The sequence below is a fragment of the Paraburkholderia sp. RAU2J genome (genome assembly GCF_003634845.1).
Taxonomy (GTDB): Bacteria; Pseudomonadota; Gammaproteobacteria; order Burkholderiales; family Burkholderiaceae; genus Paraburkholderia; species Paraburkholderia fynbosensis.
On record NZ_RBXG01000001.1, the window covers coordinates 838,792 to 860,109 of the forward strand.

21 protein-coding genes are annotated in these 21,318 nt (G+C 63.3%); 11 read left to right on the forward strand and 10 right to left on the reverse strand.

The window, feature by feature from the left end:
* Positions 1–44 precede the first annotated feature (44 nt).
* From aroQ to B0G69_RS03905, 8 genes are all read left to right on the forward strand, one after another.
* The gene (gene aroQ / locus B0G69_RS03870; protein WP_121315735.1) at positions 45–500 is read left to right on the forward strand and encodes a type II 3-dehydroquinate dehydratase; all 456 of its coding nucleotides are present in this window, start codon (positions 45–47) and stop codon (positions 498–500) included.
* A 77-nt stretch (positions 501–577) separates the two neighbouring features.
* Complete coding sequence (accB, locus tag B0G69_RS03875; RefSeq protein WP_121315736.1) at positions 578–1,042, forward strand: acetyl-CoA carboxylase biotin carboxyl carrier protein; 465 nt, start codon at positions 578–580, stop codon at positions 1,040–1,042.
* Positions 1,043–1,159: 117 nt separating this feature from the next.
* Positions 1,160–2,527 (forward strand): acetyl-CoA carboxylase biotin carboxylase subunit, encoded by a 1,368-nt coding sequence (accC, locus tag B0G69_RS03880; protein WP_020071265.1) that lies wholly within the window; start codon positions 1,160–1,162, stop codon positions 2,525–2,527.
* Positions 2,528–2,530: 3 nt separating this feature from the next.
* Complete coding sequence (gene prmA, locus B0G69_RS03885) at positions 2,531–3,433, forward strand: 50S ribosomal protein L11 methyltransferase (RefSeq protein ID WP_121315737.1); 903 nt, start codon at positions 2,531–2,533, stop codon at positions 3,431–3,433.
* A gap of 48 nt (positions 3,434–3,481) precedes the next feature.
* Complete coding sequence (locus B0G69_RS03890; protein ID WP_121315738.1) at positions 3,482–4,777, forward strand: zinc-ribbon and DUF3426 domain-containing protein; 1,296 nt, start codon at positions 3,482–3,484, stop codon at positions 4,775–4,777.
* 73 nt (positions 4,778–4,850) lie between these two features.
* A complete protein-coding gene (tpx, locus tag B0G69_RS03895) occupies positions 4,851–5,351 on the forward strand; it encodes a thiol peroxidase (protein WP_121315739.1) in 501 nt (166 codons plus the stop codon).
* 96 nt (positions 5,352–5,447) lie between these two features.
* Positions 5,448–6,386: a carbohydrate kinase family protein gene (locus tag B0G69_RS03900; RefSeq protein ID WP_121315740.1), complete on the forward strand. Its 939-nt coding sequence runs from the start codon at positions 5,448–5,450 to the stop codon at positions 6,384–6,386.
* 25 nt (positions 6,387–6,411) lie between these two features.
* A complete protein-coding gene (locus B0G69_RS03905; RefSeq protein WP_121315741.1) occupies positions 6,412–6,888 on the forward strand; it encodes a hypothetical protein in 477 nt (158 codons plus the stop codon).
* 290 nt (positions 6,889–7,178) lie between these two features.
* On the opposite strand, the gene B0G69_RS03910 is transcribed toward B0G69_RS03905, so the two are convergent.
* From B0G69_RS03910 to ccsA, 8 genes are all read right to left on the reverse strand, one after another.
* On the reverse strand, positions 7,179–7,811 hold the full coding sequence (locus B0G69_RS03910; protein ID WP_121315742.1) for a histone H1-like repetitive region-containing protein: 633 nt from the start codon (positions 7,809–7,811) through the stop codon (positions 7,179–7,181).
* A gap of 30 nt (positions 7,812–7,841) precedes the next feature.
* On the reverse strand, positions 7,842–8,159 hold the full coding sequence (locus B0G69_RS03915) for a hypothetical protein (protein ID WP_121315743.1): 318 nt from the start codon (positions 8,157–8,159) through the stop codon (positions 7,842–7,844).
* Between the two features lie 86 nt (positions 8,160–8,245).
* A complete protein-coding gene (locus B0G69_RS03920; protein WP_121315744.1) occupies positions 8,246–9,469 on the reverse strand; it encodes a ribonucleotide-diphosphate reductase subunit beta in 1,224 nt (407 codons plus the stop codon).
* Positions 9,470–9,480: 11 nt separating this feature from the next.
* A complete protein-coding gene (locus tag B0G69_RS03925) occupies positions 9,481–9,936 on the reverse strand; it encodes a hypothetical protein (RefSeq protein ID WP_121315745.1) in 456 nt (151 codons plus the stop codon).
* Positions 9,937–10,156: 220 nt separating this feature from the next.
* Positions 10,157–13,153: a ribonucleoside-diphosphate reductase subunit alpha gene (locus B0G69_RS03930; protein ID WP_121315746.1), complete on the reverse strand. Its 2,997-nt coding sequence runs from the start codon at positions 13,151–13,153 to the stop codon at positions 10,157–10,159.
* 526 nt (positions 13,154–13,679) lie between these two features.
* Complete coding sequence (ampD, locus tag B0G69_RS03935; RefSeq protein WP_121315747.1) at positions 13,680–14,276, reverse strand: 1,6-anhydro-N-acetylmuramyl-L-alanine amidase AmpD; 597 nt, start codon at positions 14,274–14,276, stop codon at positions 13,680–13,682.
* Positions 14,273–14,593 (reverse strand): PP0621 family protein, encoded by a 321-nt coding sequence (locus tag B0G69_RS03940; RefSeq protein WP_121315748.1) that lies wholly within the window; start codon positions 14,591–14,593, stop codon positions 14,273–14,275. The genes ampD and B0G69_RS03940 overlap by 4 nt, the downstream gene beginning before the upstream one ends.
* A 10-nt stretch (positions 14,594–14,603) precedes the next feature.
* Positions 14,604–15,530 (reverse strand): cytochrome c biogenesis protein CcsA, encoded by a 927-nt coding sequence (ccsA, locus tag B0G69_RS03945; protein ID WP_121315749.1) that lies wholly within the window; start codon positions 15,528–15,530, stop codon positions 14,604–14,606.
* A gap of 81 nt (positions 15,531–15,611) precedes the next feature.
* Between ccsA and ffh the strand changes: the two genes are divergently transcribed.
* Together ffh and B0G69_RS03955 are read left to right on the forward strand one after the other, a co-directional pair.
* The gene (gene ffh / locus B0G69_RS03950) at positions 15,612–16,979 is read left to right on the forward strand and encodes a signal recognition particle protein (RefSeq protein WP_121315750.1); all 1,368 of its coding nucleotides are present in this window, start codon (positions 15,612–15,614) and stop codon (positions 16,977–16,979) included.
* Between the two features lie 166 nt (positions 16,980–17,145).
* Positions 17,146–17,697, forward strand: a complete 552-nt coding sequence (locus tag B0G69_RS03955; protein ID WP_121315751.1) for a hypoxanthine-guanine phosphoribosyltransferase — start codon at positions 17,146–17,148, stop codon at positions 17,695–17,697.
* A 161-nt stretch (positions 17,698–17,858) separates the two neighbouring features.
* On the opposite strand, the gene B0G69_RS03960 is transcribed toward B0G69_RS03955, so the two are convergent.
* Positions 17,859–18,458 (reverse strand): MarC family protein, encoded by a 600-nt coding sequence (locus B0G69_RS03960; RefSeq protein ID WP_121315752.1) that lies wholly within the window; start codon positions 18,456–18,458, stop codon positions 17,859–17,861.
* 12 nt (positions 18,459–18,470) lie between these two features.
* Positions 18,471–20,207 carry a proline--tRNA ligase gene (locus tag B0G69_RS03965; protein WP_121315753.1) on the reverse strand — a complete coding sequence of 579 codons (1,737 nt, stop codon included), beginning with the start codon at positions 20,205–20,207 and terminating at the stop codon, positions 18,471–18,473.
* Between the two features lie 304 nt (positions 20,208–20,511).
* Between B0G69_RS03965 and B0G69_RS03970 the strand changes: the two genes are divergently transcribed.
* The gene (locus B0G69_RS03970; RefSeq protein ID WP_121315754.1) at positions 20,512–21,252 is read left to right on the forward strand and encodes an RNA pyrophosphohydrolase; all 741 of its coding nucleotides are present in this window, start codon (positions 20,512–20,514) and stop codon (positions 21,250–21,252) included.
* Positions 21,253–21,318: the final 66 nt, after the last annotated feature.

Below are 21,318 nucleotides of genomic sequence, written 5' to 3' on the forward strand. Positions count from 1 at the left end.
ATCAGCGCTAAAGTGCGCCCAATTCCACGGAAAAAGAAGCGACCATGACGCGACTGCTGGTACTGCACGGACCCAACCTCAACCTTCTCGGCACCCGGGAACCCGAGGTCTACGGTCGCGTGACCTTGCCGCAGATCGATCAGGCGCTGGCGGACCGCGCGGCGGACGCAGGCGTCGAGCTTGCGTCGTTCCAGAGTAATCACGAAGGCGCGCTGGTCGATCGCATCCAATCCGCGCGGACTGAAAACACCGATTTCATACTGATCAATCCCGCCGCGTACACGCACACCAGCGTGGCCATTCGGGACGCACTGGCGGGGGTCGGCATCCCGTTCGTCGAGATTCATCTGTCGAACGTGCATCGTCGCGAACCGTTCCGGCATCACTCGTATTTCTCCGACCAGGCAGAAGGCGTGATTTGCGGCCTCGGCTGGAAGGGATATCTGTACGCGCTCGAATTCGCGCTCGACCGGCTCGCCGCCGGCTCGTCGCGCGGCTGAATCCAACACGACTAATTTGAGCCGGCCACTGCACGATTGCAAACGCCGGCACTTTACGCATTGAAAGGGGCTTCCTGATGGATCTACGTAAACTGAAAACTCTGATCGACCTCGTCTCGGAGTCCGGTATCTCCGAACTCGAAGTGACCGAGGGCGAAGGCAAGGTGCGCATCGTCAAGAATGCGCCGCCGGTTTACGTGCAACCGTCCGCCTCCTACGCGCCGCAATACGCGCAACAGCCGCTAGCGCCGGGCGCAGAAGCGCAGGCCGCAGCCGCTCCGGCAACGCCGGCAGTCGCCGCGCCGCAAGGCCACGTGGTGACCTCGCCGATGGTCGGCACGTTCTACCGCGCGCCGTCGCCGGGCGCCGACCCGTTCGTCCAGGTGGGCGACACGGTCAAGGAAGGCCAGACGATCTGCATCATCGAAGCGATGAAGCTGCTCAACGAAATCGAGTCGGACAAGTCCGGCGTGGTGAAGGAAATCCTCGTCGAAAACGGCCAGGCGGTCGAGTACGGCCAACCGCTGTTCGTGGTCGGCTAACGCGGCACGCATTGTTCGCCGCCCGCGCGCCCGCTGTTCGAAAGGCGCGCGACCGATCCTCTGAGGCGGCCGGTGTTGCAGCCAACCCGGCGCCCATTGATGAGTCGAAAACCCGCTATGTTTGAAAAAATCCTCATTGCCAATCGTGGCGAGATCGCGCTTCGTATCCAGCGCGCCTGCCGCGAACTCGGCGTCAAGACGGTCGTCGTCTATTCGGAAGCCGACAAGGAAGCCAAGTACGTGAAGCTCGCCGACGAGGCGGTCTGTATCGGCCCGGCGCCTTCTAACCTGAGCTATCTGAACATGCCGGCGCTGATCAGCGCGGCCGAAGTGACCGACGCCGAAGCGATCCACCCCGGCTACGGCTTCCTGTCGGAGAACGCCGACTTCGCCGAGCGTGTCGAGCAGTCCGGCTTCACGTTCATCGGCCCGCGCCCGGAAACGATCCGGATGATGGGCGACAAGGTCACGGCCAAGCAGACCATGATCAAGACCGGCGTGCCTTGCGTGCCGGGCTCGGAAGGCGCATTGCCGGAAGATCCGAAAGAGATCGTGAAGATTGCCCGCCAGGTCGGCTACCCGGTCATCATCAAGGCCGCCGGCGGCGGCGGTGGCCGCGGCATGCGCGTGGTGCACACCGAAGCGGCGCTGGTCAACGCGGTCAACATGACCCGCGAAGAAGCCGGCCGCGCGTTCGGCAACCCGCAGGTCTACATGGAGAAATTCCTGGAGAACCCGCGGCACATCGAAATCCAGGTGTTGTCCGACTCGTTCAAGAACGCCGTCTGGCTCGGCGAGCGCGACTGCTCGATGCAGCGACGCCACCAGAAGGTGATCGAGGAAGCGCCGGCGCCGGGTATCGCACGCCGTCTGATCGACCGCATCGGCGACCGTTGCGCGGATGCCTGCAAGAAGATGGGCTATCTGGGCGCGGGCACGTTTGAGTTCCTGTACGAAAACGGCGAGTTCTACTTCATCGAAATGAACACGCGCGTGCAGGTCGAGCATCCGGTGACCGAGCTGATCACGGGCGTCGACATCGTGCAGGAACAGATCCGCATCGCGGCCGGCGAGAAGCTCGCCTTCCGTCAGCGCGACATCGTGTTCAAGGGCCATGCGATCGAATGCCGGATCAACGCCGAAGATCCGTTCAAGTTCATTCCGTCGCCGGGTCGTTTGACCTCGTGGCACATGCCGGGCGGCCCCGGCATCCGCGTCGATTCGCACGCGTACAACGGCTATTTCGTTCCGCCGAACTATGATTCGATGATCGGCAAGCTGATCGCTTACGGCGCAACTCGCGAGCAGGCGATCAAGCGCATGCGCATCGCGCTGTCGGAGATGGTGGTCGAAGGCATTCAGACCAACATCCCGCTGCACCGCGAACTGATGCTGGACGCGAAGTTCGTCGAAGGCGGCACCAGCATTCACTACCTCGAAAACCGGTTGGCCGCGAAGCTGCAGGCCGCGCCGGAAGAAGCGTAAGTCATGAGCTACCGGGAACTGATCGCCGAGCTGGCACGCGAGCACGCGGAGGAATTTTCCGACGCGCTGCTCGAGCTGGGCGCGTTGTCCGTATCGGTCGAAGACGCGGACGCCGACACGCCCGACGAGCAGCCGCTGTTCGGCGAGCCCGGTCTCACGCCGGATCGCACGGCCTGGCAGCGTTCGCGCGTGATCGCGCTGCTTGCGCCGGAACACGAGCCGGCGGTGTTGCTGACCGCCGCGTCGAACGAAATCGGGCTGGAAAGCGCGCCGTCGTTCACCGTGCGGGAAGTCGAGGAACAGGATTGGGTGCGGCTCACGCAATCGCAGTTCGATCCGATTCCGATCGGTGAACGCATCTGGGTCGTGCCGTCGTGGCACGATGCGCCGGACCCTGAAGCACTCGTGCTGGAACTGGACCCGGGTCTCGCGTTCGGCACCGGCAGCCATCCGACCACGCGTCTGTGCATGGAGTGGCTGGAGCAATCGGTCAAGCCCGAGCAGTCCGTGCTCGATTACGGCTGCGGCTCCGGCATCCTCGCGATCCTCGCGAAGAAGTGCGGCGCGAATCCCGTGTACGGCATCGACATCGACCCGCAAGCGGTCGAGTCGGCGCGTCACAACAGCGAGCGCAACCGGGCCGAAGTCACCTACGGTTTGCCTGACGAATGTCCCACCGGCGAGTTCGATATCGTAGTCGCCAACATCCTGTCCAACCCGCTCAAGTTGATGGCGTCGATGCTTTCGTCGAAGGTCAAGCCGGGCGGCCGGATCGCATTGTCCGGCATTCTGGCGCGGCAGGCCGATGAAGTCGCGCAGGTCTACGCGCGCTGGATCGACATCGGCGTGTGGCGCGAACACGAAGGTTGGGTATGTCTCACGGGAACGCGCCGCGAAAGCCATTAGAATAAGGCGTATTGTCCAACCATCGGCCTTCTGGCTTACCGGCTCAATATGCTCCTGGCGACGCGCTGCCCCTTCTGCGAAACCGTCTTCCGTCTGCAACCGGCGCAGCTCGCGCAGCGCCGCGGGCTCGTGCGCTGCGGGCACTGCCACGAAGTATTCGACGCGTCGAGCAGCCTGTTCGACGTCACCGGAGGCGGTGACTTCTCCACCGCCAAACCGGTCGCTGCTGCGGCGGCAATCGAGGCGCTGTCGGGCGTGCGTCCTACAGACCCCGACTTCAGCGCCCAAGCGTGGGACCCGGGGGCGCCCGTGCCCGACGCTTCCATCGACAACCGTCTGCTGCACAAGGCCGGCAATGTGCCGCTCGCGCCCGTCTCGACCGACGCGGGCGCCGCGCGCACACCCGATCAGCCCGTCGAACCGGAACTGCCGGCCGACGTCTTCAGCAAGCCCCTGCCCCCCGACGACGAACCCGTGCTGGCCGACGCGCCGCTCGACCCCTACGCGTACCAGGCCAACGACGAACCGCCCGTGGAAGAAGCGCCGCGGGTCTGGCACAAGACCGACCGCGTGTCAGAACCGGCGCTCGGTGAAACGGCGAGCTTGCATGGCATCGCCGACAATGAACCGCATTTCGGCACCTCGGGCTTAGGCGCCGCCGCGGATCTGGGCGCGGCCGGTTTCGGCGCGGCCGCGGCCGCGGCTGCGGGCGCGGGCGGGTCAGGCACGGGCGGTCCCGGTGGTCCCGGCATCGGTGGTGCGGCTCCGGCCGCTTCCGGCGGCGAACCCTTCTCCGTCAACCCCGTGAACGACGGCAGCGACCCCTTCCCGGTCGTGCGAGAAACCCGTCCCGCCGACGCGCGGCGCGTGGGCCGGGCGATTGCGGCATCGATTGTGGGACTGGTATTGGTTTTCGTGCTGCTCGCGCAACTCGCATGGTGGCAGCGCGAAACCGTGCAGGTATATCTGCCGCGCACGCAGACGCTGTATGTGAAGGCTTGCTCGTATCTCGGCTGCCAGCTGACGCCGCCGCACGACATCGACGGTTTGCAGGTCGAACCATCCGATCTGCGGCAGATCGACGGCCCGCACAAGCTCGAACTGAAGATGCCGCTGCACAACCGCTACGGCATCGCGCTCGCCTATCCCGCCATCGAACTCACGCTGCTCGACGACCAGAACAACGTGGCCGTGCGGCGGGTGCTGTGGCCGCAAGACTATGTGGCGCCCGGCACGGCGATCGCAGCCGGCCTGCCGGCGCACACGACGCAAACCATGATCGTGCATCTCGACACAGGCACGGCGGTCGCCTCCAATTTCCGCGTACAGATCTTCTATCCGTAACGCACCCTCGTGCGCCCGGCCATGACTGGGCGCTTTCACCGTCATTACTGACGAATTTTCGGAGCACAACAACATGAGTCAAGTCACGCTGGGTGGCAACCCAATCGAAGTAGCCGGCACGTTCCCGTCGGTGGGCCAGAGCGCAGCTGCTTTCTCGCTGGTCGGCAAGGATCTGAAGCCGCTGACGCTCGCCGATTTCGCGGGCAAGCGCAAGGTGCTGAACATCGTCCCGAGCCTCGACACACCGACCTGCGCCACCTCGACCCGCAAGTTCAACGAAGCCGCCGCGAAGCTGACCAACACGGCCGTGATCGTCGTGTCGGGCGATCTGCCGTTCGCCGCGTCGCGCTTCTGCACGACCGAAGGCATCGAGAACGTCGTCACGGCCTCGACGTTCCGCGGCCATGAGTTCGCGCAAGCATATGGCGTCGACGTGACGAGCGGCCCGCTGACCGGCCTGACGGCGCGCGCCGTGGTCGTGATCGACGAGAACGACAAGGTCGTGCACGCCGAGCTGGTCAGCGAAATCAAGAACGAGCCGAACTACGACGCAGCACTCGCCGCGCTGAAGTAAATCCCTCGCGCACGAACCCGGCGCCGCGCCTTGAGCGCGGCGCTGTCGCATCGTCGTGCGCCCTCTTTCCCTCGCATTTTTACAGGAACGCTCGCCTTGGCTACGCTCATTTGCGGCTCGCTCGCCTACGACAACATCATGACTTTCGAAGGGCGCTTCCGGGAGCACATCCTGCCGGAGCAGGTCCACATCCTGAACGTGAGCTTTCTCGTGCCGACCATGCGCCGCGAGTTCGGCGGCTGCGCGGGCAACATCGCCTACGCGCTGCATCTGCTCGGCGGCGACGCACGCATCATGGGCACGCTCGGCGCAGTGGACGCGCAGCGCTACGTCGAGCGCTTCGAGCAGCTCGGGCTGTCGACTGAAAGCGTGCTCGTCGTGCCGGACACCTACACGGCCCAGGCGATGATCACCACCGACCTGGAAAACAATCAGATCACCGCGTTCCATCCGGGCGCGATGATGCAGTCGCATCTGAACCGCGCTGACGAAGCGAAAGGCATCACGCTCGGCATCGTGGGACCGGACGGCTACGACGGCATGATCCAGCATTCGGAACATCTGGCGGCCGCCGGCGTGCCGTTCATCTTCGATCCGGGCCAGGGCTTGCCGCTCTTCGACGGCGCTACGCTGCGGCGCATGATTGAACTTGCCACGTACGTAGCTGTCAACGATTACGAAGCCAAGCTGGTGAGCAACAAGACCGGCTGGTCGATCGAAGAGATCGCCGGCAAGGTCGAAGCGTTGATCGTCACGCTCGGCGCACAGGGTGCACAGATCCATCATGCCGGCGGCATCGAAAGCATTCCGGCAGTCGAGGCGAAGCAGGTGCTCGATCCCACCGGCTGTGGCGATGCTTTCCGCGGCGGCTTGCTGTACGGTATCGAGAACAAGCTTGGCTGGGCCACCACGGGACGCCTCGCGAGTCTGATGGGTGCTTTGAAAATCGAGCAGCAAGGCCCGCAAAACTATGCGCCCACCCGGGCGGAGATCAACGAACGGTTCGCGCAGGCATTCGGTTACAGCCTGCCTTGATACCGAGAGCTATGGGAGTTAGGGAATGAGAACAACGAGTCGCCTGATCGTCGCTACGCTGATCGCCGGTTCGCTGGCCATGTCGGGCTGCGCGAGCAACAGCAGTTCTCCAAACGTCTTCACGGCGTCGCAGGCACAGCGCGAACAGACGGTCCGCATGGGCACGGTAGACAGCGTGCGCGCAGTACGGATCAGCTCGAACAACGGCCAGCCGAGCGGACTGGGCGCGGTCGGCGGCGGCGCGCTGGGTGCACTGGCCGGCAGCACGATCGGCGGCGGCCGCGGCTCGATCGCCACGGGCATCATCGGCGGCATAGGCGGTGCGGTTGCCGGCAATGCGGTCGAGAACAGCGTCGCGATGCGCGACGGCGTCGAGATCACCGTGCGGCTCGACAATGGCGACATGCGCGCCATCACCCAAACCACCACCGGCGAAATCTTCCGCGCGGGCGACCGCGTGCGGCTTCTCTCCAGCGGCGGCGTCACGCGCGTCACGCACTAACTCAAGCTTTCCCTCTCGCGCGGCCGGCTGACACGCCGCCGCGACGACCTCAGACGCATGCCCTCCCCTGTGCATGCGTTTTTTTTGCCTGCAGTTTTTCCCGCCGAACCACTCAGCCGCTCCTCAATCGATCGCAAACGGGCTCGTCAAAACGCCGGGCAAAAAAAATCCCGCCGCCGGAAACCGGCAACGGGACCCTGACAGAGTAGCGCTTACCACCGCTTAAGCGCCACTCGATCATCGGACACATCGTGCGACGTGCCGAAGTATTTCTACTGCTTATCGACTGCTTACGGACGGCTGCCCGTCGGGAACGGCCATGCTGCTGCCGGGTTCAGCGCGGTCTTCACCGTCGCCGCCGGTGCGCTCGAGACAGAAGTCGCTGCGGGTGCAGGCGCTGCCTTCTTGGCGACAGCCTTCTTCGCAGGAGCAGCCTTCTTCGCAGGAGCAGCCGCCTTCTTCGCAGCAGCCTTCTTGGCAGGCGCAGCCTTTTTAGCGGCAGCCTTTTTCGCAGGCGCAGCCTTTTTAGCAGCAGCCTTTTTCGCGGGCGCCGCCTTCTTCGCAGCAGCCTTCTTGGCCGGTGCAGCCTTCTTCGCTGCGGCCTTCTTCGCCGGTGCTGCCTTCTTCGCTGCAACCTTCTTCACTGCGGCTTTCTTCGCCGGTGCTGCTTTCTTCGCCGCGACCTTCTTCACAGCAACTTTCTTCGCTGCGACTTTCTTGGCTGCAACCTTCTTGGCCGGCGCAGCTTTCTTCGCCGCAACCTTCTTAGCCGGTGCTGCCTTCTTCGCTGCAACCTTCTTCACTGCGACTTTCTTGGCAGCGACTTTCTTTGCCGGAGCAGCTTTCTTAGCCGGAGCAGCCTTCTTTGCTGCGACCTTCTTCGCTGCGGGTTTCTTAGCGGCGGCTTTCTTTGCAGTTGCCATCATTTTCTCCTTCAGGTTTTCAGATGAGAGTCAGTTCAAACTACACCCTTCGTCAAAACCCGCTTCCCGCGGACGCTTCTCAGGGCGCGCGCTACGAAGCGGGCTATTCATCGGCGTACGCAGGTGCCGCGCGCTTACGCTAATGAATGCGGTAAGGCGCGCCGTGCCACAAGGCACCGCGCGCCAGATCTGGTCGGCGTTCAAGCGGAACGCCGGCAATTGCTTGATCGAGCCGCTGGCGGCGTCGCCAGCGGCTTTTTCCGGGGGGAAGTCTGCCCATCCCACTGAAGGGTTCGCAAAGTGCCTGTCATGTTTGTGGGCCGCTAAGGCACCGGGCACGCTTTGCATCAGGCGGTTTTGCTCCTAACCAAAATTGCCGCGGCCGAAGCCGGCGGCATCCCCATCGATGAATGCATCTGCGACACGAACCCGGATCACTCCCAGGTCAGCGCGCCGCCAGTTTGATATTCGATCACTCGTGTCTCGAAGAAGTTGCGTTCCTTCTTCAGGTCGATCATCTCGCTCATCCACGGGAACGGGTTTTCCTCGTTCGGGTACAGCGGATCGAGACCGATCTGCTGGCAACGGCGGTTGCAGATGAAGCGCAGATAGCTCTTGAACATCGACGCATTGAGGCCGAGCACCCCGCGCGGCATCGTGTCTTCTGCGTAACGATATTCGAGTTCGACCGCCTGCTGGAAGATCTCGCGGATTTCCGCGCGGAACTCAGCCGTCCACAGCTGCGGGTTTTCGAGTTTGATCTGGTTGATCAGGTCGATGCCGAAGTTGCAGTGCATCGACTCGTCGCGCAGGATGTACTGGTACTGTTCCGCCGCGCCGGTCATCTTGTTCTGGCGGCCGAGCGCCAGGATTTGTGTAAAGCCGACGTAGAAGAACAGGCCTTCCATCACACAGGCGAACACGATCAGCGAGCGCAGCAGAGTCTGGTCTGTCTCGAGCGTGCCGGTCTTGAAGCCCGGATCGGTCAGCACGTTGATGTACGGAATCAGGAATTCGTCTTTCGCGCGGATCGAGGTGACCTCGTGATACGCGTTGAAGATTTCGCCTTCGTCGAGGCCCAGCGATTCGACGATGTACTGGTAAGCGTGCGTGTGGATCGCCTCTTCGAACGCCTGGCGCAGCAGGAACTGGCGGCATTCGGGCGCCGTGATGTGGCGGTAGGTGCCCAGCACGATGTTGTTGGCGGCCAGCGAGTCGGCCGTCACGAAGAAGCCCAGGTTGCGCTTGACGATGCGGCGCTCGTCTTCGGTCAGACCGTTCGGGTCTTTCCACAAGGCGATGTCGCGCGACATGTTCACTTCTTGCGGCATCCAGTGGTTGGCGCAACCAGCCAGATACTTTTCCCAAGCCCACTTGTACTTGAACGGCACCAACTGATTGACGTCGGTCTGGCCGTTGATGATGCGTTTGTCGGCGACATTGACCCGCGCTTCCGAAACGGCAGCCGCGCCGGAAGCGTGAGCGACGGGAGCGACAGCGATGTCGTTCGCGAACACGTCTTGAGCCGAGGGAGCATGAGGAGCGGAACGCGTTCCGACTTGCGAACCGACAGCCGGTCCCGCTGCGTTGCGCAACGCATTCTGTTGCGCGCCGCTCGAGGGAGTTACGGCAGTGATCTCGTCATCCCAGTTGAGCATAAATGTCACCATCAATTTAGAACGGTTTGTACCATCTTTTCACGAGCGATAAAAGAGTTCGCTCGCGAAAAATCCTGTTTTCGATTCGCGTTGCTACGTTCATACAACACTTTGTTCAACAGACTGTGTGTGACGCTTCGAGTGAAGCGTGTTGAACGTGTGTCGTCGAGGCGCTTCGCGAGGTCGAAGAGCAACGTGTCGAAGCGACATTTCGCTGCTCTATCTATCTGTATCGCGGAGTGTGTTTGCAGCGTCTTACGCTTGCCGACTGCTTGCTGACTGCTGCCTCGCATTGGCCACTTCGTCAGCGTGAGCGAGGTGAAGTTCAATGCCATGTCGAACGATGCATGCGGCCACCTGGTTGAGCGGTCCATCGTTCGAAGCCGTTTGCTGAGCGCTGTGCCGCGCGCTTCGTCTGGTGCCGCCGACTGCCGAGCCCCGCGCTGCTGCCAGGTCTCTCGCTTCATGTCTTCAGTTTGCTGCGTCTTCCGTTGCCTGCACTGCTGTCGATGAGCGGCTCGGCGTCGATCGCGTCACCTTCGTTTCACCTGCATCGGCCACTCGATCGACGCCGGAGCGCTCATCGACTTCACTTCTGCCGCACCTCGAACAGGTGCGCGGATCGCTGCATGCGGGTCATCACCTACGACCCGTCAGCAAGCAGCGATCCTGCTGCTTGCCGCGTACTTACTGGCAAGCCTCGCACTCTTCAAAGCCAGGGTCGCCCGGACGCATCATGCACACCGGACCATCCGCTTCCGGCGCTGCTTCGACCGCGACCGCCGGCGCTGCCGCAGCAGCCTGAATGCCGCCCGACGCTGCACCGCCGCTCACGCCGAAGCCGCCCGCTGCGCCACCTGCGGCACCGCCCGAACCTTCGCCGCCACCCGAGCTCACCGCGTTCAGCGCGCCGTGCGCCACCGTCGACTTCTCGACGTGCGTCGCCGCCATCGTGCGCAGGTAGTAGGTCGTCTTCAGACCGCGCACCCAGGCGAGCTTGTAGATTTCGTCGAGCTTCTTACCCGATGCGCCGCCCATGTAAATGTTCAGCGACTGCGCCTGGTCGATCCACTTCTGACGACGCGAGGCCGCTTCGACGAGCCACACCGGATCGAGTTCGAACGCGGTCGCGTAGATCGCGCGCAGGTCGGCCGGGATACGGTCGATGCGCGAGAGCGTGCCGTCGAAGTACTTCAGGTCGGCGACCATCACTTCGTCCCACAGGCCACGCGCCTTCAGGTCGCGCACCAGGTAGTCGTTGACCACTGTGAATTCGCCCGACAGGTTCGACTTCACATACAGGTTCTGGAACGTCGGTTCGATACAGGCCGACACGCCGATGATGTTCGAGATCGTCGCCGTCGGCGCGATCGCGACGCAGTTCGAGTTGCGCATGCCGTAGGTGGCGATGCGCGAACGCAGTTCGGTCCAGTCCATCGACTCGCTCGAATCGACTTCGACGTAACCGCCGCGCGCTTCGGCAAGCAGCTTCACCGAGTCTTGCGGGAGGATGCCGCGATCCCACAGCGAGCCACGGTAGCTCGAGTAACGGCCGCGCTCCTGCGCCAGTTCGGTCGATGCGTAGTAGGCGTAGTAGCAGACCGCTTCCATCGACGTGTCGGCGAACTGAACCGCCTCTTGCGACGCGTACGGCGTGCGCAGCAGGTGCAGACAGTCCTGGAAGCCCATGATGCCCATGCCGACCGGACGGTGCTTCAGGTTCGAGTTACGCGCCTTGGCGACCGCGTAGTAGTTGATGTCGATCACGTTGTCGAGCATGCGCATCGCCACGCTGACGGTGCGCTTGAGCTTGTCGTGGTCGAGCGCGAGCGTGCCGTCGGCCTGTTCCTTCAGGTGGGCGACGAGGTTCACCGAGCCCAGGTTGCAGACCGCGATTTCGGCGTCGCTGGTGTTCAGCGTGATTTCCGTGCACAGGTTCGACGAGTGGACGACGCCGACGTGCTGTTGCGGCGAGCGCACATTGCACGGATCCTTGAACGTGATCCACGGATGGCCGGTCTCGAACAGCATGCCCAGCATCTTGCGCCACAGTTGCGCCGCCGGAATCTTCTTGAACAGCTTGATCTCGCCGCGTGCGACCTTGTCTTCGTAAGCCGTGTAAGCCGCTTCGAACTCGGCGCCGAACTTGTCGTGCAGGTCCGGGCAGGTGGACGGCGAGAACAGCGTCCAGTCGCCGCCTTCCATCACGCGCTTCATGAACAGGTCGGGAATCCAGTTCGCCGTGTTCATGTCGTGCGTGCGGCGACGGTCGTCACCGGTGTTCTTGCGCAGCTCGAGGAATTCTTCGATGTCCAGGTGCCACGTTTCCAGGTACGCGCACACCGCGCCCTTGCGCTTGCCGCCCTGGTTCACGGCGACCGCCGTGTCGTTGACGACCTTCAGGAACGGCACGACGCCTTGCGACTTGCCGTTGGTGCCCTTGATGTGCGAGCCGAGCGCACGCACACGCGTCCAGTCGTTGCCCAGACCGCCGGCGAACTTCGAGAGCAGCGCGTTTTCCTTCAGCGCTTCGTAAATGCCGTCGAGGTCGTCGTCGACCGTCGTCAGGTAGCACGACGACAGTTGCGAGCGGCGTGTGCCCGAGTTGAACAGCGTCGGCGTGGACGACATGAAGTCGAAGCTCGACAGCACGTTGTAGAACTCGATCGCGCGCGCTTCGCGGTCGATCTCGTTCAGCGACAGGCCCATCGCGACACGCATAAAGAATGCCTGCGGCATTTCGATGCGCACGTTGTCGTGATGCAGGAAGTAGCGGTCATACAGCGTTTGCAGACCGAGGTAGCCGAATTGCAGGTCGCGATTGTTGTCGAGCGCGGCGCCGAGGCGCTTCAGGTCGAACTGCAGCAGCTTGTCGTCGAGCAGTTCGGCTTGCACGCCGCGCTTGATGAACTGCGGGAAGTATTCGGCGTAACGCTCGCCCATTTCGGCTTGCGTGACTTCTTCTTCGAGGATCTCGCGGCGGATCGTGTGCAGCAGGATGCGCGCCGTGACCTGGCTGTAAGCCGGGTCCTTTTCGATCATCGTGCGCGCAGCGAGAATGGCCGAGTCGTAGACCTGGCTCATCGGCACGCCGTCGTACAGGTTCTTCACCGTTTCCGCGATGATCGGGTCGGCGCTCACGGCGTCGCCCAGGTTCGCGCAAGCGGATTCGATGATGCCGCGCAGCGCGACCAGATCGAGCGGACGCGTGACGCCGTTGTCGGTGACGTTCAGACCCGGCGCGCTCGCGGCGACCTGCTCGTCGTGACCGCGCGCCTGCGTGCGCTTCTCGCGATACAGCACGTAAGCACGCGCGACGTTATGTTCGCCGCCGCGCATCAGCGCGAGTTCGACCTGATCCTGAATGTCTTCGATGTGGAACGTGCCGCCGTTCGGGCGGCTGCGCACGAGCGCGCGCACCACGCTCTGCGTGAGTTGCTCGACCAGTTCGCGCACGCGCGCCGATGCCGCGCCCTGACCACCGTTGACGGCGAGGAACGCCTTCGTCACGGCGATGGCGATCTTCGACGGTTCGAACGACACCACGCTGCCATTGCGACGGATCACCTTGTAGTCGGCGTAGGTCGTCTGCGGCGCGAGCGCCTGAGCGCCTTGTGCCTGGCCAAAGGCTTGGCCAGTCGGTGAACCCTCGTACCGGGTCGTCACGTTGTCGGTGGTTTGCATGTGCAAAGCTCCTGGTCCTGGAAATGGTGCGGCGGGTGCCGCGGATTAAATCGAACGCTGCGCCGCCGCGAACGGCAGCGCTGAGGGGTAGGAAAAAGGCCGGCCGGCCCGGTTGGCGGGATGCGACTGCGATGACGCCTGGTTCGAATTCGTAACGGTCTTCATCGGGTGTGTCGCGATCACTTGCTGTGCCTTTTTCTGAATGCTTCCGGGTGCGGCCGGAGGTCTCTACCGGCTGTGCCCCAAAATTTTGTCTCTGCTGGAATGCTTGCGGCGCCGTGTTCCACCGAACGGGGCGCCGCTGATTTATGCACCGGGTTATCCACACAGTTATGCACACTCGACACAAGATATAGTGTGCAACTGAATCTACGGCACCAAGTATAGTGGAGATTCAAGACAGGTCAAATCGTTTTATTTGGGCCGTCGGGGTTGACTTTCTGCATCGCGCGCTGCGAAGCCGCCTCCCGGAGAACGAGGCCGCGCCTCGCTCTCCTCGCATCACGCGAACTCGCGCGAAGGGGTGTTACAGCGTTTTGGAAAACTTGAGATAGGGGAAGTACTGATCGGCAAGCGCCGTATCTTTTTGCAGCCGCTGCCATTCGAAATGCGGCCCCGGATCGCTCTTGCGACCGGGGGCGATGTCCGAGTGGCCGGCCAGCGCTTCGACCGGATAGCGCGCCTTCAGCGCGCTCACCAGGGCACCGAGCGTGCGGTATTGCGCCGCTTCGAAGGCAGTCGTGTCGCTGCCCTCCAGTTCGATGCCGATCGAAAAATCATTGCAGCGCTCGCGGCCGAAAAAATTCGACGGCCCCGCGTGCCACGCGCGCTCGTTGCACGAGACGAACTGTGCGAGCGCGCCGTCGCGATGAATCACGAAATGCGCCGACACCCGCACGCCGCGCAGGTGCGAGTCGTAGTACGGGTGCGCATCGCAATCGAGCGTGTTCTGGAACAGTTCGGCGATCGCCGTGCCGCCGAACTCGTCGGGCGGCAGGCTGATGTTGTGGACGACGATCAGCGTCGGCACGGCCCCGGCGGGCCGCGCTTCGAAATTCGGCGATGGCAGTTGGCGAGCGGCGGCGACCCAGCCGTCTGCATCGACGGCGAATTCGACGCTCATCGAGCGTCGCGGCCCGAGGGACGCGCGCCGTGACGCTGCGCGTGCGCGGCGCTGCAGAACGGCTGCCCCGCCACCACGACCGAGTCGCTCTTCGGCGCGTGCACGCCGCATTCGACGCAGCGGATCATCGGCTCGGCGAGTTGCGGCGCGGCGGTGGGCTGCGCGCCGCCGCTGGCAGCACCATTGGCGCTTCTGGGGCCAGCGCCCTGCGCGCCCGTGCCGGTGCGGCGGGCCGTTTGCGCATCATGACGGCGCACCGCCTTCACCAGCCATTGGCCGACGATGAACAGCAGGATCAGCAAAAAAATTTGTCGCATGGGGACACGCTCACACTACGGCACGGTGCAACAGCACCTCGAAGACAAAACGGCTGCCGACGTACGCCAGCAACAGCGCGACGAACGACGCCAGCACCCAGCGCAATGCCGCACGGCCGCGCCAGCCGGACACCTTGCGCGCGGTCAGCAACGCGCCGAACATCACCCAGGAAAGAATCGCGAAGACGGTTTTGTGATCGAGCCGCAGCGCGCGATCGACCAGTTGCTCGCTGAACAGGATGCCCGACACGAGCGTGAGCGTCAGCAGCACGAAGCCCGCGCCGATCAGACGGAACAGCAGCTTCTCCAGCGTCAGCAGCGGCGGCAGCGTGTCGAGCCAGCTCGACAGCCAGCCGTTGCCCGCGGCGGCCGCGTGCCGCTGCGCGAGCCCGCCGCGCATCGCATGCAGACGCCGCTCGACGAGCAGCATCAGAATGGCGTGCAGCGCCGCGATCGCAAACAGACCATACGCGATGTTGGCGATCAGGAAGTGCAGCTTGAACATCGGCGCGGCCGAATACGGCAGCACGCGCACGCCGTTAAACGCCAGCGGCAACAGCGACGCGATGCACGCGAGTGGCAACACGAGCAGGCGCAGGCCGTCGAGCGGAAAGAAAAAACTCTCGATCCAGTAGATGCCGGCGCCGAGCCAGAACATGGCCGACAGTGCGAACGCGAAGCCGAACACCATCGCATTCTGCGGGAAGATGGTGGTATGCAGCAGCACGCCATGCGCGAGCAGCGCGACGAACAACAGCGCACGACCCGGCGTGCTCATGCCCGATGCGGCTGAAGCGACCGGAACACGCGCGGCAGCGGGCATCGGCGGCACGCTCTCCAGCATGGGACGCGCGGCGGCGTGCCGGTGCGAGCGCCAGCCTGCCACGGCAAGACCGCCATAGAGGAGCGCAGTGAGGGCATACAGTACAATATCCATATTCGAAGTTTACACTAGGCCCCTACTCCACGACGTCTTCCACGTCGCGTGCTGCGCGGGCCGCACTGTTCATCGCTCCCCATGCTCGACAATCTGACTCAACGGATGGCGCGCGTCGTCAAGACACTGCGCGGCGAAGCCCGGCTCACCGAGGCGAACACCCAGGAAATGCTGCGCGAAGTTCGCCTGGCGCTCCTCGAGGCCGACGTGGCGCTGCCCGTCGTGCGCGAGTTCATCGCCAAGGTGAAGGAAAAGGCGCTTGGCGAGGAAGTCATCAGCAGTCTGTCGCCGGGTCAGGCGCTGGTCGGCGTGGTGCAACGCGAGCTAACCGCGATCATCGGCGGCGACTACGAAGGCAAGGCGGTCGAGCTCAATCTCGCGGTCACGCCGCCGGCCGTCATTCTGATGGCGGGTCTGCAGGGCGCCGGTAAGACGACCACGGTCGGCAAGCTCGCCAAGCTGCTGCGCGAGAAGTACAAGAAGAAGGTGCTGACGGTATCGTGCGACGTCTACCGCCCCGCCGCTATCGCGCAGTTGAAGACGGTGACCGAGCAGGTCGGCGCGGATTTCTTCCCGTCGGAACCGGACCAGAAGCCGGTCGACATCGCGCGCGCTGCCGTGGACTGGGCCAAGCGCCACTACCACGACGTGCTGCTGGTCGACACGGCCGGCCGTCTGGGTATCGACGAAGCGATGATGCAGGAAATCACCGCGCTTCACGGTGAATTGAAACCGGCGGAAACGCTCTTCGTCGTCGACGCAATGCTCGGCCAGGACGCGGTGAACACCGCCAAGGCGTTCAGCGACGCACTGCCGCTGACCGGCGTGGTCCTCACCAAGCTCGACGGCGACTCGCGCGGTGGCGCGGCGCTCTCCGTGCGCCACGTGACGGGCAAGCCGATCAAGTTCGTCGGTGTCGCGGAAAAACTCGACGGCCTCGAAATCTTCTATCCGGATCGGATGGCGAACCGGATTCTCGGCATGGGCGACATTCTCGCTCTCGTCGAAGAAGCGCAACGCGGCGTGGATGTTCAAGCCGCGCAGAAGCTCGCCGACAAGGTCAAGAAAGGCGGCGACTTCGACCTCAACGATTTCCGCGCGCAGCTCACGCAAATGAAGGGCATGGGTGGCCTGTCGTCGCTGATGGACAAACTGCCCGCGCAGTTCCAGCAGGCCGCCGCCGGCGCCGACATGGGCCAGGCCGAAAAGCAGATGCGCCGCATGGAAGGCATCATCAACTCGATGACCCCGCTGGAGCGCGCGAAGCCCGATCTGATCAAGGCCACCCGCAAGCGCCGCATTGCCGCGGGCGCGGGCGTGCAGGTGCAGGAAGTCAACCGCATGCTGAACCAGTACGACCAGATGCGCACGATGATGAAGAAGCTCAAGGGCGGCAATCTGCAGAAGATGATGCGCGGCATGAAGGGCATGTTGCCCGGCATGCGCTAAGCTTTAGCAAAACGGTGGGCGCGCGTCACGAACACGAAGCACGGCGCGCGCGGCTGACTCCAGGCTCGTGCGGGTTTATTCTGTCCCGCAAGCCGCCGTTGCCCAAGGGAGCTTCCTGCGGGGCGCTCTCTCACCCTATGTATACAGTTACCGCCCGCCAGACGTCATGAACCGCGAAGAAGCCCTCCACATTTTTAGCCACTCCGAAGAAATCGTTTCGGCCAGCGACGTCAACGCGTCGATCAGCGGCATGGCGGCCGCCATTCGCGACGAGATGAGCGAGGACTTTCCGCTCGTGCTGTCGGTGATGGGTGGCGCCGCGGTGTTCACCGGCATGCTGCTGCCGCACCTCGATTTCCCGCTCGAGTTCGACTACATCCATCTAACCCGCTACCGCAACACCACCAAGGGCGGCAACGAGATGCAGTGGCGCGTCGCACCGGCCGAGTCGGTGAAGGACCGCGTCGTGCTGGTGCTCGACGACATCCTCGACGAAGGCGAGACGATGGCCGCGATCCGCGACCGCATCCTCGCGATGGGCGCGAAGCGCTTCCTGAGCGCGGTGCTGTGCGAGAAGATCATTGCGAAGGCCAAGCCGCTGCGCCCCGACTACTGCGGCTTCGAAGTGCCCGACCGCTACGTGTTCGGCTGCGGGATGGACGCGAAGGGTTACTGGCGCAACCTGCCGACGATTCGCGCGCTGACCGAAGGGGCTTGATCGAGGCGCGTTTGACAGCGCCGCTGTCATGGCGGCATGTGTCGATCCCTGCGGCGAGATGGCGTAAAAAAGCGGCCCATGTGGGCCGCTTTTTACTGCGCCGCAAGCGCAACGTGAGCGCACTCGATGCTTGTGCAGAACGGTTCTCGTGCGGCCCAGCCTCATAGATGCTGCACGAAAGACCGGATACCACCGAGCATCATTTCGACCGAGATCGCCACCAGCACGAGACCCATCAGCCGCTCGAAGGCCGCCATCGTGCGCTCGCCGAGCAGGATCTGAATGCGCTCGGCCAGCATGAGCACGATCGCACAGACGATCATCGTGACGCTCAGCGCGCCAATCCACTCGAACATCTTGCCGGGCGCCTGCGACGTCAGCAGCATGACCGTCGCCAGCGCCGATGGGCCCGCCAGCGCCGGGATGGCGAGCGGCACGATGAGCGGCTCGCCGCCGCGCGCGTCGCCGCCGAACGGACCATCCGGATGCGGGAACACCATTCTCAGCGCGATCAGAAACAGCACGATCCCGCCGCCGATGCGCAACGACTGGTCGCTCAGGCTCATCATGCGCAAAAAACCCTGACCCAGCACCATGAAGATCAGCAGGATCGCAAAGGCGATCGCCACCTCGCGCAAAATGACGATCGTGCGACGCTCAGGCGCCACCCCGCGCAGACAACTGATGAAGACCGGAATATTGCCAAGCGGATCGGTGATCAGGATCAGCAGGACGGTGGCAGAGAGGAAGGTGTACTCCACCGTCCGCTCCGCTTAGCGCGCCAACGCCGCGCGCACTTTGCCGATGACCGTCTGGGCGGCATCCTCGACCGGCAGCAGCGTCGGTTCGGCGTCGCGGCGGCCTTGGTATTCGAGCTTGCCGTCCTTCAGACCACGGTCACCGATCACGAGACGATGCGGCACGCCGATCAGCTCCCAGTCGGCGAACATCACGCCGGGGCGCTCGCCACGGTCGTCGAGAATCACGTCGATGCCCGCTTCGACCAGGGTCGCATACAGCTTGTCGGCCTGCTCGCGCACGGCCTCGCTACGGTCATAGCCCATCGGGCACAGCACGACTTCGAACGGCGCGATCGACTCCGGCCAGATGATGCCCTTGTCGTCGAAATTCTGTTCGATCGCGGCGCCAAGAATACGCGTGATGCCGATACCGTAGCAGCCCATTTCCATCGGCTGCGGCTTGCCAGTTTCGTCGAGGCAGTTCGCGTTCATCGCTTCCGAATACTTGGTGCCGAGCTGGAATACGTGGCCCACTTCGATACCGCGGCAGATGTCGATCTCGCCCTTGCCGTCCGGCGATGGATCGCCCTTCTTCACGTTGCGGATGTCGGCGACGACCGGCTCCGGCAGATCGCGGCCCCAATTCACCCCGGCGATGTGGTAATCCACCTCGTTCGCGCCGACCACGAAGTCGCTCATGTTCGCGACCGTGCGATCCGCGACGACCTTGACCGGCTTCTTGGTGTTGATCGGACCTAGGTAACCCGGCGGCGTACCGAATGTTGCAATGATTTCGGCTTCGGTTGCCATGCGGAAGTCGGCGAGACCGGGCAGCTTGCTTGCCTTGATCTCGTTCAGATCGTGGTCGCCGCGCAGCATCAGTAGCCAGATGGTCGGCTCGGCGCCTTCGTTTTCCGTTGCCAGCACGATCGACTTGATCGTGCGTTCGAGCGGAATGTTCAGCAGTTCGGCGACGGCCTCGCACTTCGCCTTGCCGGGCGTCGCAGTCTTCTTCATGTCTTCGGCCGGGGCGGCGCGTTGCGCGTAGAGCGGCAGCGCTTCGGCCGCTTCGACGTTCGCAGCGAAGTCCGAGGTCGGGCAATAGGCGATCGCGTCTTCGCCGGTGTCGGCGATCACGTGAAATTCGTGCGAGCCGCTGCCGCCGATCGAACCGTTGTCCGCGGCCACCGCGCGGAAGTCCAGACCGAGGCGCGTAAAGATGCGCACGTACGCGTCGTACATCTTGCGATACGACTCGCGCAGACCTTCGGCGTCCTTGTCGAACGAGTACGCGTCTTTCATGATGAACTCGCGGCCACGCATCACGCCGAAGCGCGGACGGATCTCGTCGCGGAACTTCGTCTGGACCTGATAGAAGTTGACCGGCAACTGGCGATAGCTCTTGATCTGATTGCGCGCGATGTCCGTGACCACTTCTTCGTGCGTCGGGCCGAGCACGAAGTCGGACTGCTTGCGATCCTTGAAGCGCAGCAACTCGGGGCCGTACTTTTCCCAGCGGCCCGATTCCTGCCACAACTCGGCCGGCTGCACCGACGGCATCAGCAATTCAATCCCGCCTGCCCGGTTCATTTCTTCGCGCACGATGGCTTCTACCTTGCGGATCGAACGCAGGCCGACCGGCAGGTAGTTATAGATGCCGCCGGCGACGCGGCGGATCATGCCGGCGCGCACCATGAGCTTGTGGCTGACGATCTCGGCGTCGGCGGGAGCTTCTTTCAAAGTGCCGATAAAGAAACGGGAAGCTTTCATTCAGATTATCCAAAAGCGGCGGCTCCGGAGGGACCGCCCGAGAGGTGAAAACGGTGGGAAAAATCGATACAGATCCGGCGCTGAGCCAGCACGGTTCGCCTGACACCGGCAACGACGCTGCCCGAGCGCGGCGCCGAAGCCGCGCGCAAAGCTTATGCACAAGGGATAAGGCCCGGAAAGACTGACAGGCTACCGCAAATGCGAGGCTTTTGCGGCGATTCGTTCCATTCTGGTGCGATTCGGTGCGTCGGGTCCGTTATCTGTTTATAATCAAAGCAATTTTAAAGGATTCGAAGGTGGTTGTATGCTGGATCGTGAAGGCTTTCGCCCGAACGTCGGCATCATCCTCTTGAACGCGCACAACGAGGTGTTTTGGGGCAAACGGCTCCGTGAACATTCCTGGCAGTTTCCGCAAGGGGGCATCAAGTACGGAGAGACCCCCGTGCAAGCGATGTATCGGGAGTTACACGAAGAAACCGGACTGCTTCCTGAGCACGTCAAGGTGATCGGTCGCACGCGCGACTGGTTGCGTTACGAGGTGCCTGACAAGTTCATAAAGCGCGAAGTACGCGGTCATTACCGCGGCCAGAAGCAAATCTGGTTCTTGCTCCGGATGGTAGGACGCGACTGCGACATCTGCTTGCGCGCCACTGACCATCCTGAGTTCGATGCGTGGCGCTGGAACGAGTACTGGGTGCCGCTCGACTGTGTGATCGAGTTCAAGCGGGATGTGTATCAGTTGGCGCTGACGGAGCTATCCCGTTTCATGCGCCGGGCTGCGCCGCGTGCGGAAAAACCTGGCGGGCACCATGGGCCGCGTTATCCCCGGATAGCGTCGTCGATGGAAAGCCCACCGGATTCCACGGTAATGACGGTGACTTCCGTAACGTCCGTCAGCATCGAAACATCGGTTCACGTCACGATCGCGTCGGATTGCGGTCAGGATTCCAGGTCAGCGGCCGATGTGGGCGCCGATCCGGAACGCCAGGAAGAATCGGCCGACGAAACCGCCGGCTTGCTGTTCCGCCCGGGCGTGCGCAATTAACAACTCTGTGCGGCTGTCCATGCCGCCTCTGCTGGCGCGGCTCCTCGAGCCGCGCCAGTGTTTCGA

Coding starts and splice junctions, on each gene's coding strand:
- ccsA (WP_121315749.1), bottom strand. CDS start 15,530: ATGGATATTGTACTGTATGCCCTCACTGCGCTCCTCTATGGCGGTCTT.
- B0G69_RS03910 (WP_121315742.1), bottom strand. CDS start 7,811: ATGGCAACTGCAAAGAAAGCCGCCGCTAAGAAACCCGCAGCGAAGAAG.
- accC (WP_020071265.1), top strand. CDS start 1,160: ATGTTTGAAAAAATCCTCATTGCCAATCGTGGCGAGATCGCGCTTCGT.
- B0G69_RS03890 (WP_121315738.1), top strand. CDS start 3,482: ATGCTCCTGGCGACGCGCTGCCCCTTCTGCGAAACCGTCTTCCGTCTG.
- accB (WP_121315736.1), top strand. CDS start 578: ATGGATCTACGTAAACTGAAAACTCTGATCGACCTCGTCTCGGAGTCC.
- ampD (WP_121315747.1), bottom strand. CDS start 14,276: ATGAGCGTCGAATTCGCCGTCGATGCAGACGGCTGGGTCGCCGCCGCT.
- tpx (WP_121315739.1), top strand. CDS start 4,851: ATGAGTCAAGTCACGCTGGGTGGCAACCCAATCGAAGTAGCCGGCACG.
- B0G69_RS03965 (WP_121315753.1), bottom strand. CDS start 20,207: ATGAAAGCTTCCCGTTTCTTTATCGGCACTTTGAAAGAAGCTCCCGCC.
- aroQ (WP_121315735.1), top strand. CDS start 45: ATGACGCGACTGCTGGTACTGCACGGACCCAACCTCAACCTTCTCGGC.
- B0G69_RS03925 (WP_121315745.1), bottom strand. CDS start 9,936: ATGAAGCGAGAGACCTGGCAGCAGCGCGGGGCTCGGCAGTCGGCGGCA.
- B0G69_RS03940 (WP_121315748.1), bottom strand. CDS start 14,593: ATGCGACAAATTTTTTTGCTGATCCTGCTGTTCATCGTCGGCCAATGG.
- ffh (WP_121315750.1), top strand. CDS start 15,612: ATGCTCGACAATCTGACTCAACGGATGGCGCGCGTCGTCAAGACACTG.
- prmA (WP_121315737.1), top strand. CDS start 2,531: ATGAGCTACCGGGAACTGATCGCCGAGCTGGCACGCGAGCACGCGGAG.
- B0G69_RS03920 (WP_121315744.1), bottom strand. CDS start 9,469: ATGCTCAACTGGGATGACGAGATCACTGCCGTAACTCCCTCGAGCGGC.
- B0G69_RS03905 (WP_121315741.1), top strand. CDS start 6,412: ATGAGAACAACGAGTCGCCTGATCGTCGCTACGCTGATCGCCGGTTCG.
- B0G69_RS03915 (WP_121315743.1), bottom strand. CDS start 8,159: ATGCAAAGCGTGCCCGGTGCCTTAGCGGCCCACAAACATGACAGGCAC.
- B0G69_RS03955 (WP_121315751.1), top strand. CDS start 17,146: ATGAACCGCGAAGAAGCCCTCCACATTTTTAGCCACTCCGAAGAAATC.
- B0G69_RS03930 (WP_121315746.1), bottom strand. CDS start 13,153: ATGCAAACCACCGACAACGTGACGACCCGGTACGAGGGTTCACCGACT.
- B0G69_RS03970 (WP_121315754.1), top strand. CDS start 20,512: ATGCTGGATCGTGAAGGCTTTCGCCCGAACGTCGGCATCATCCTCTTG.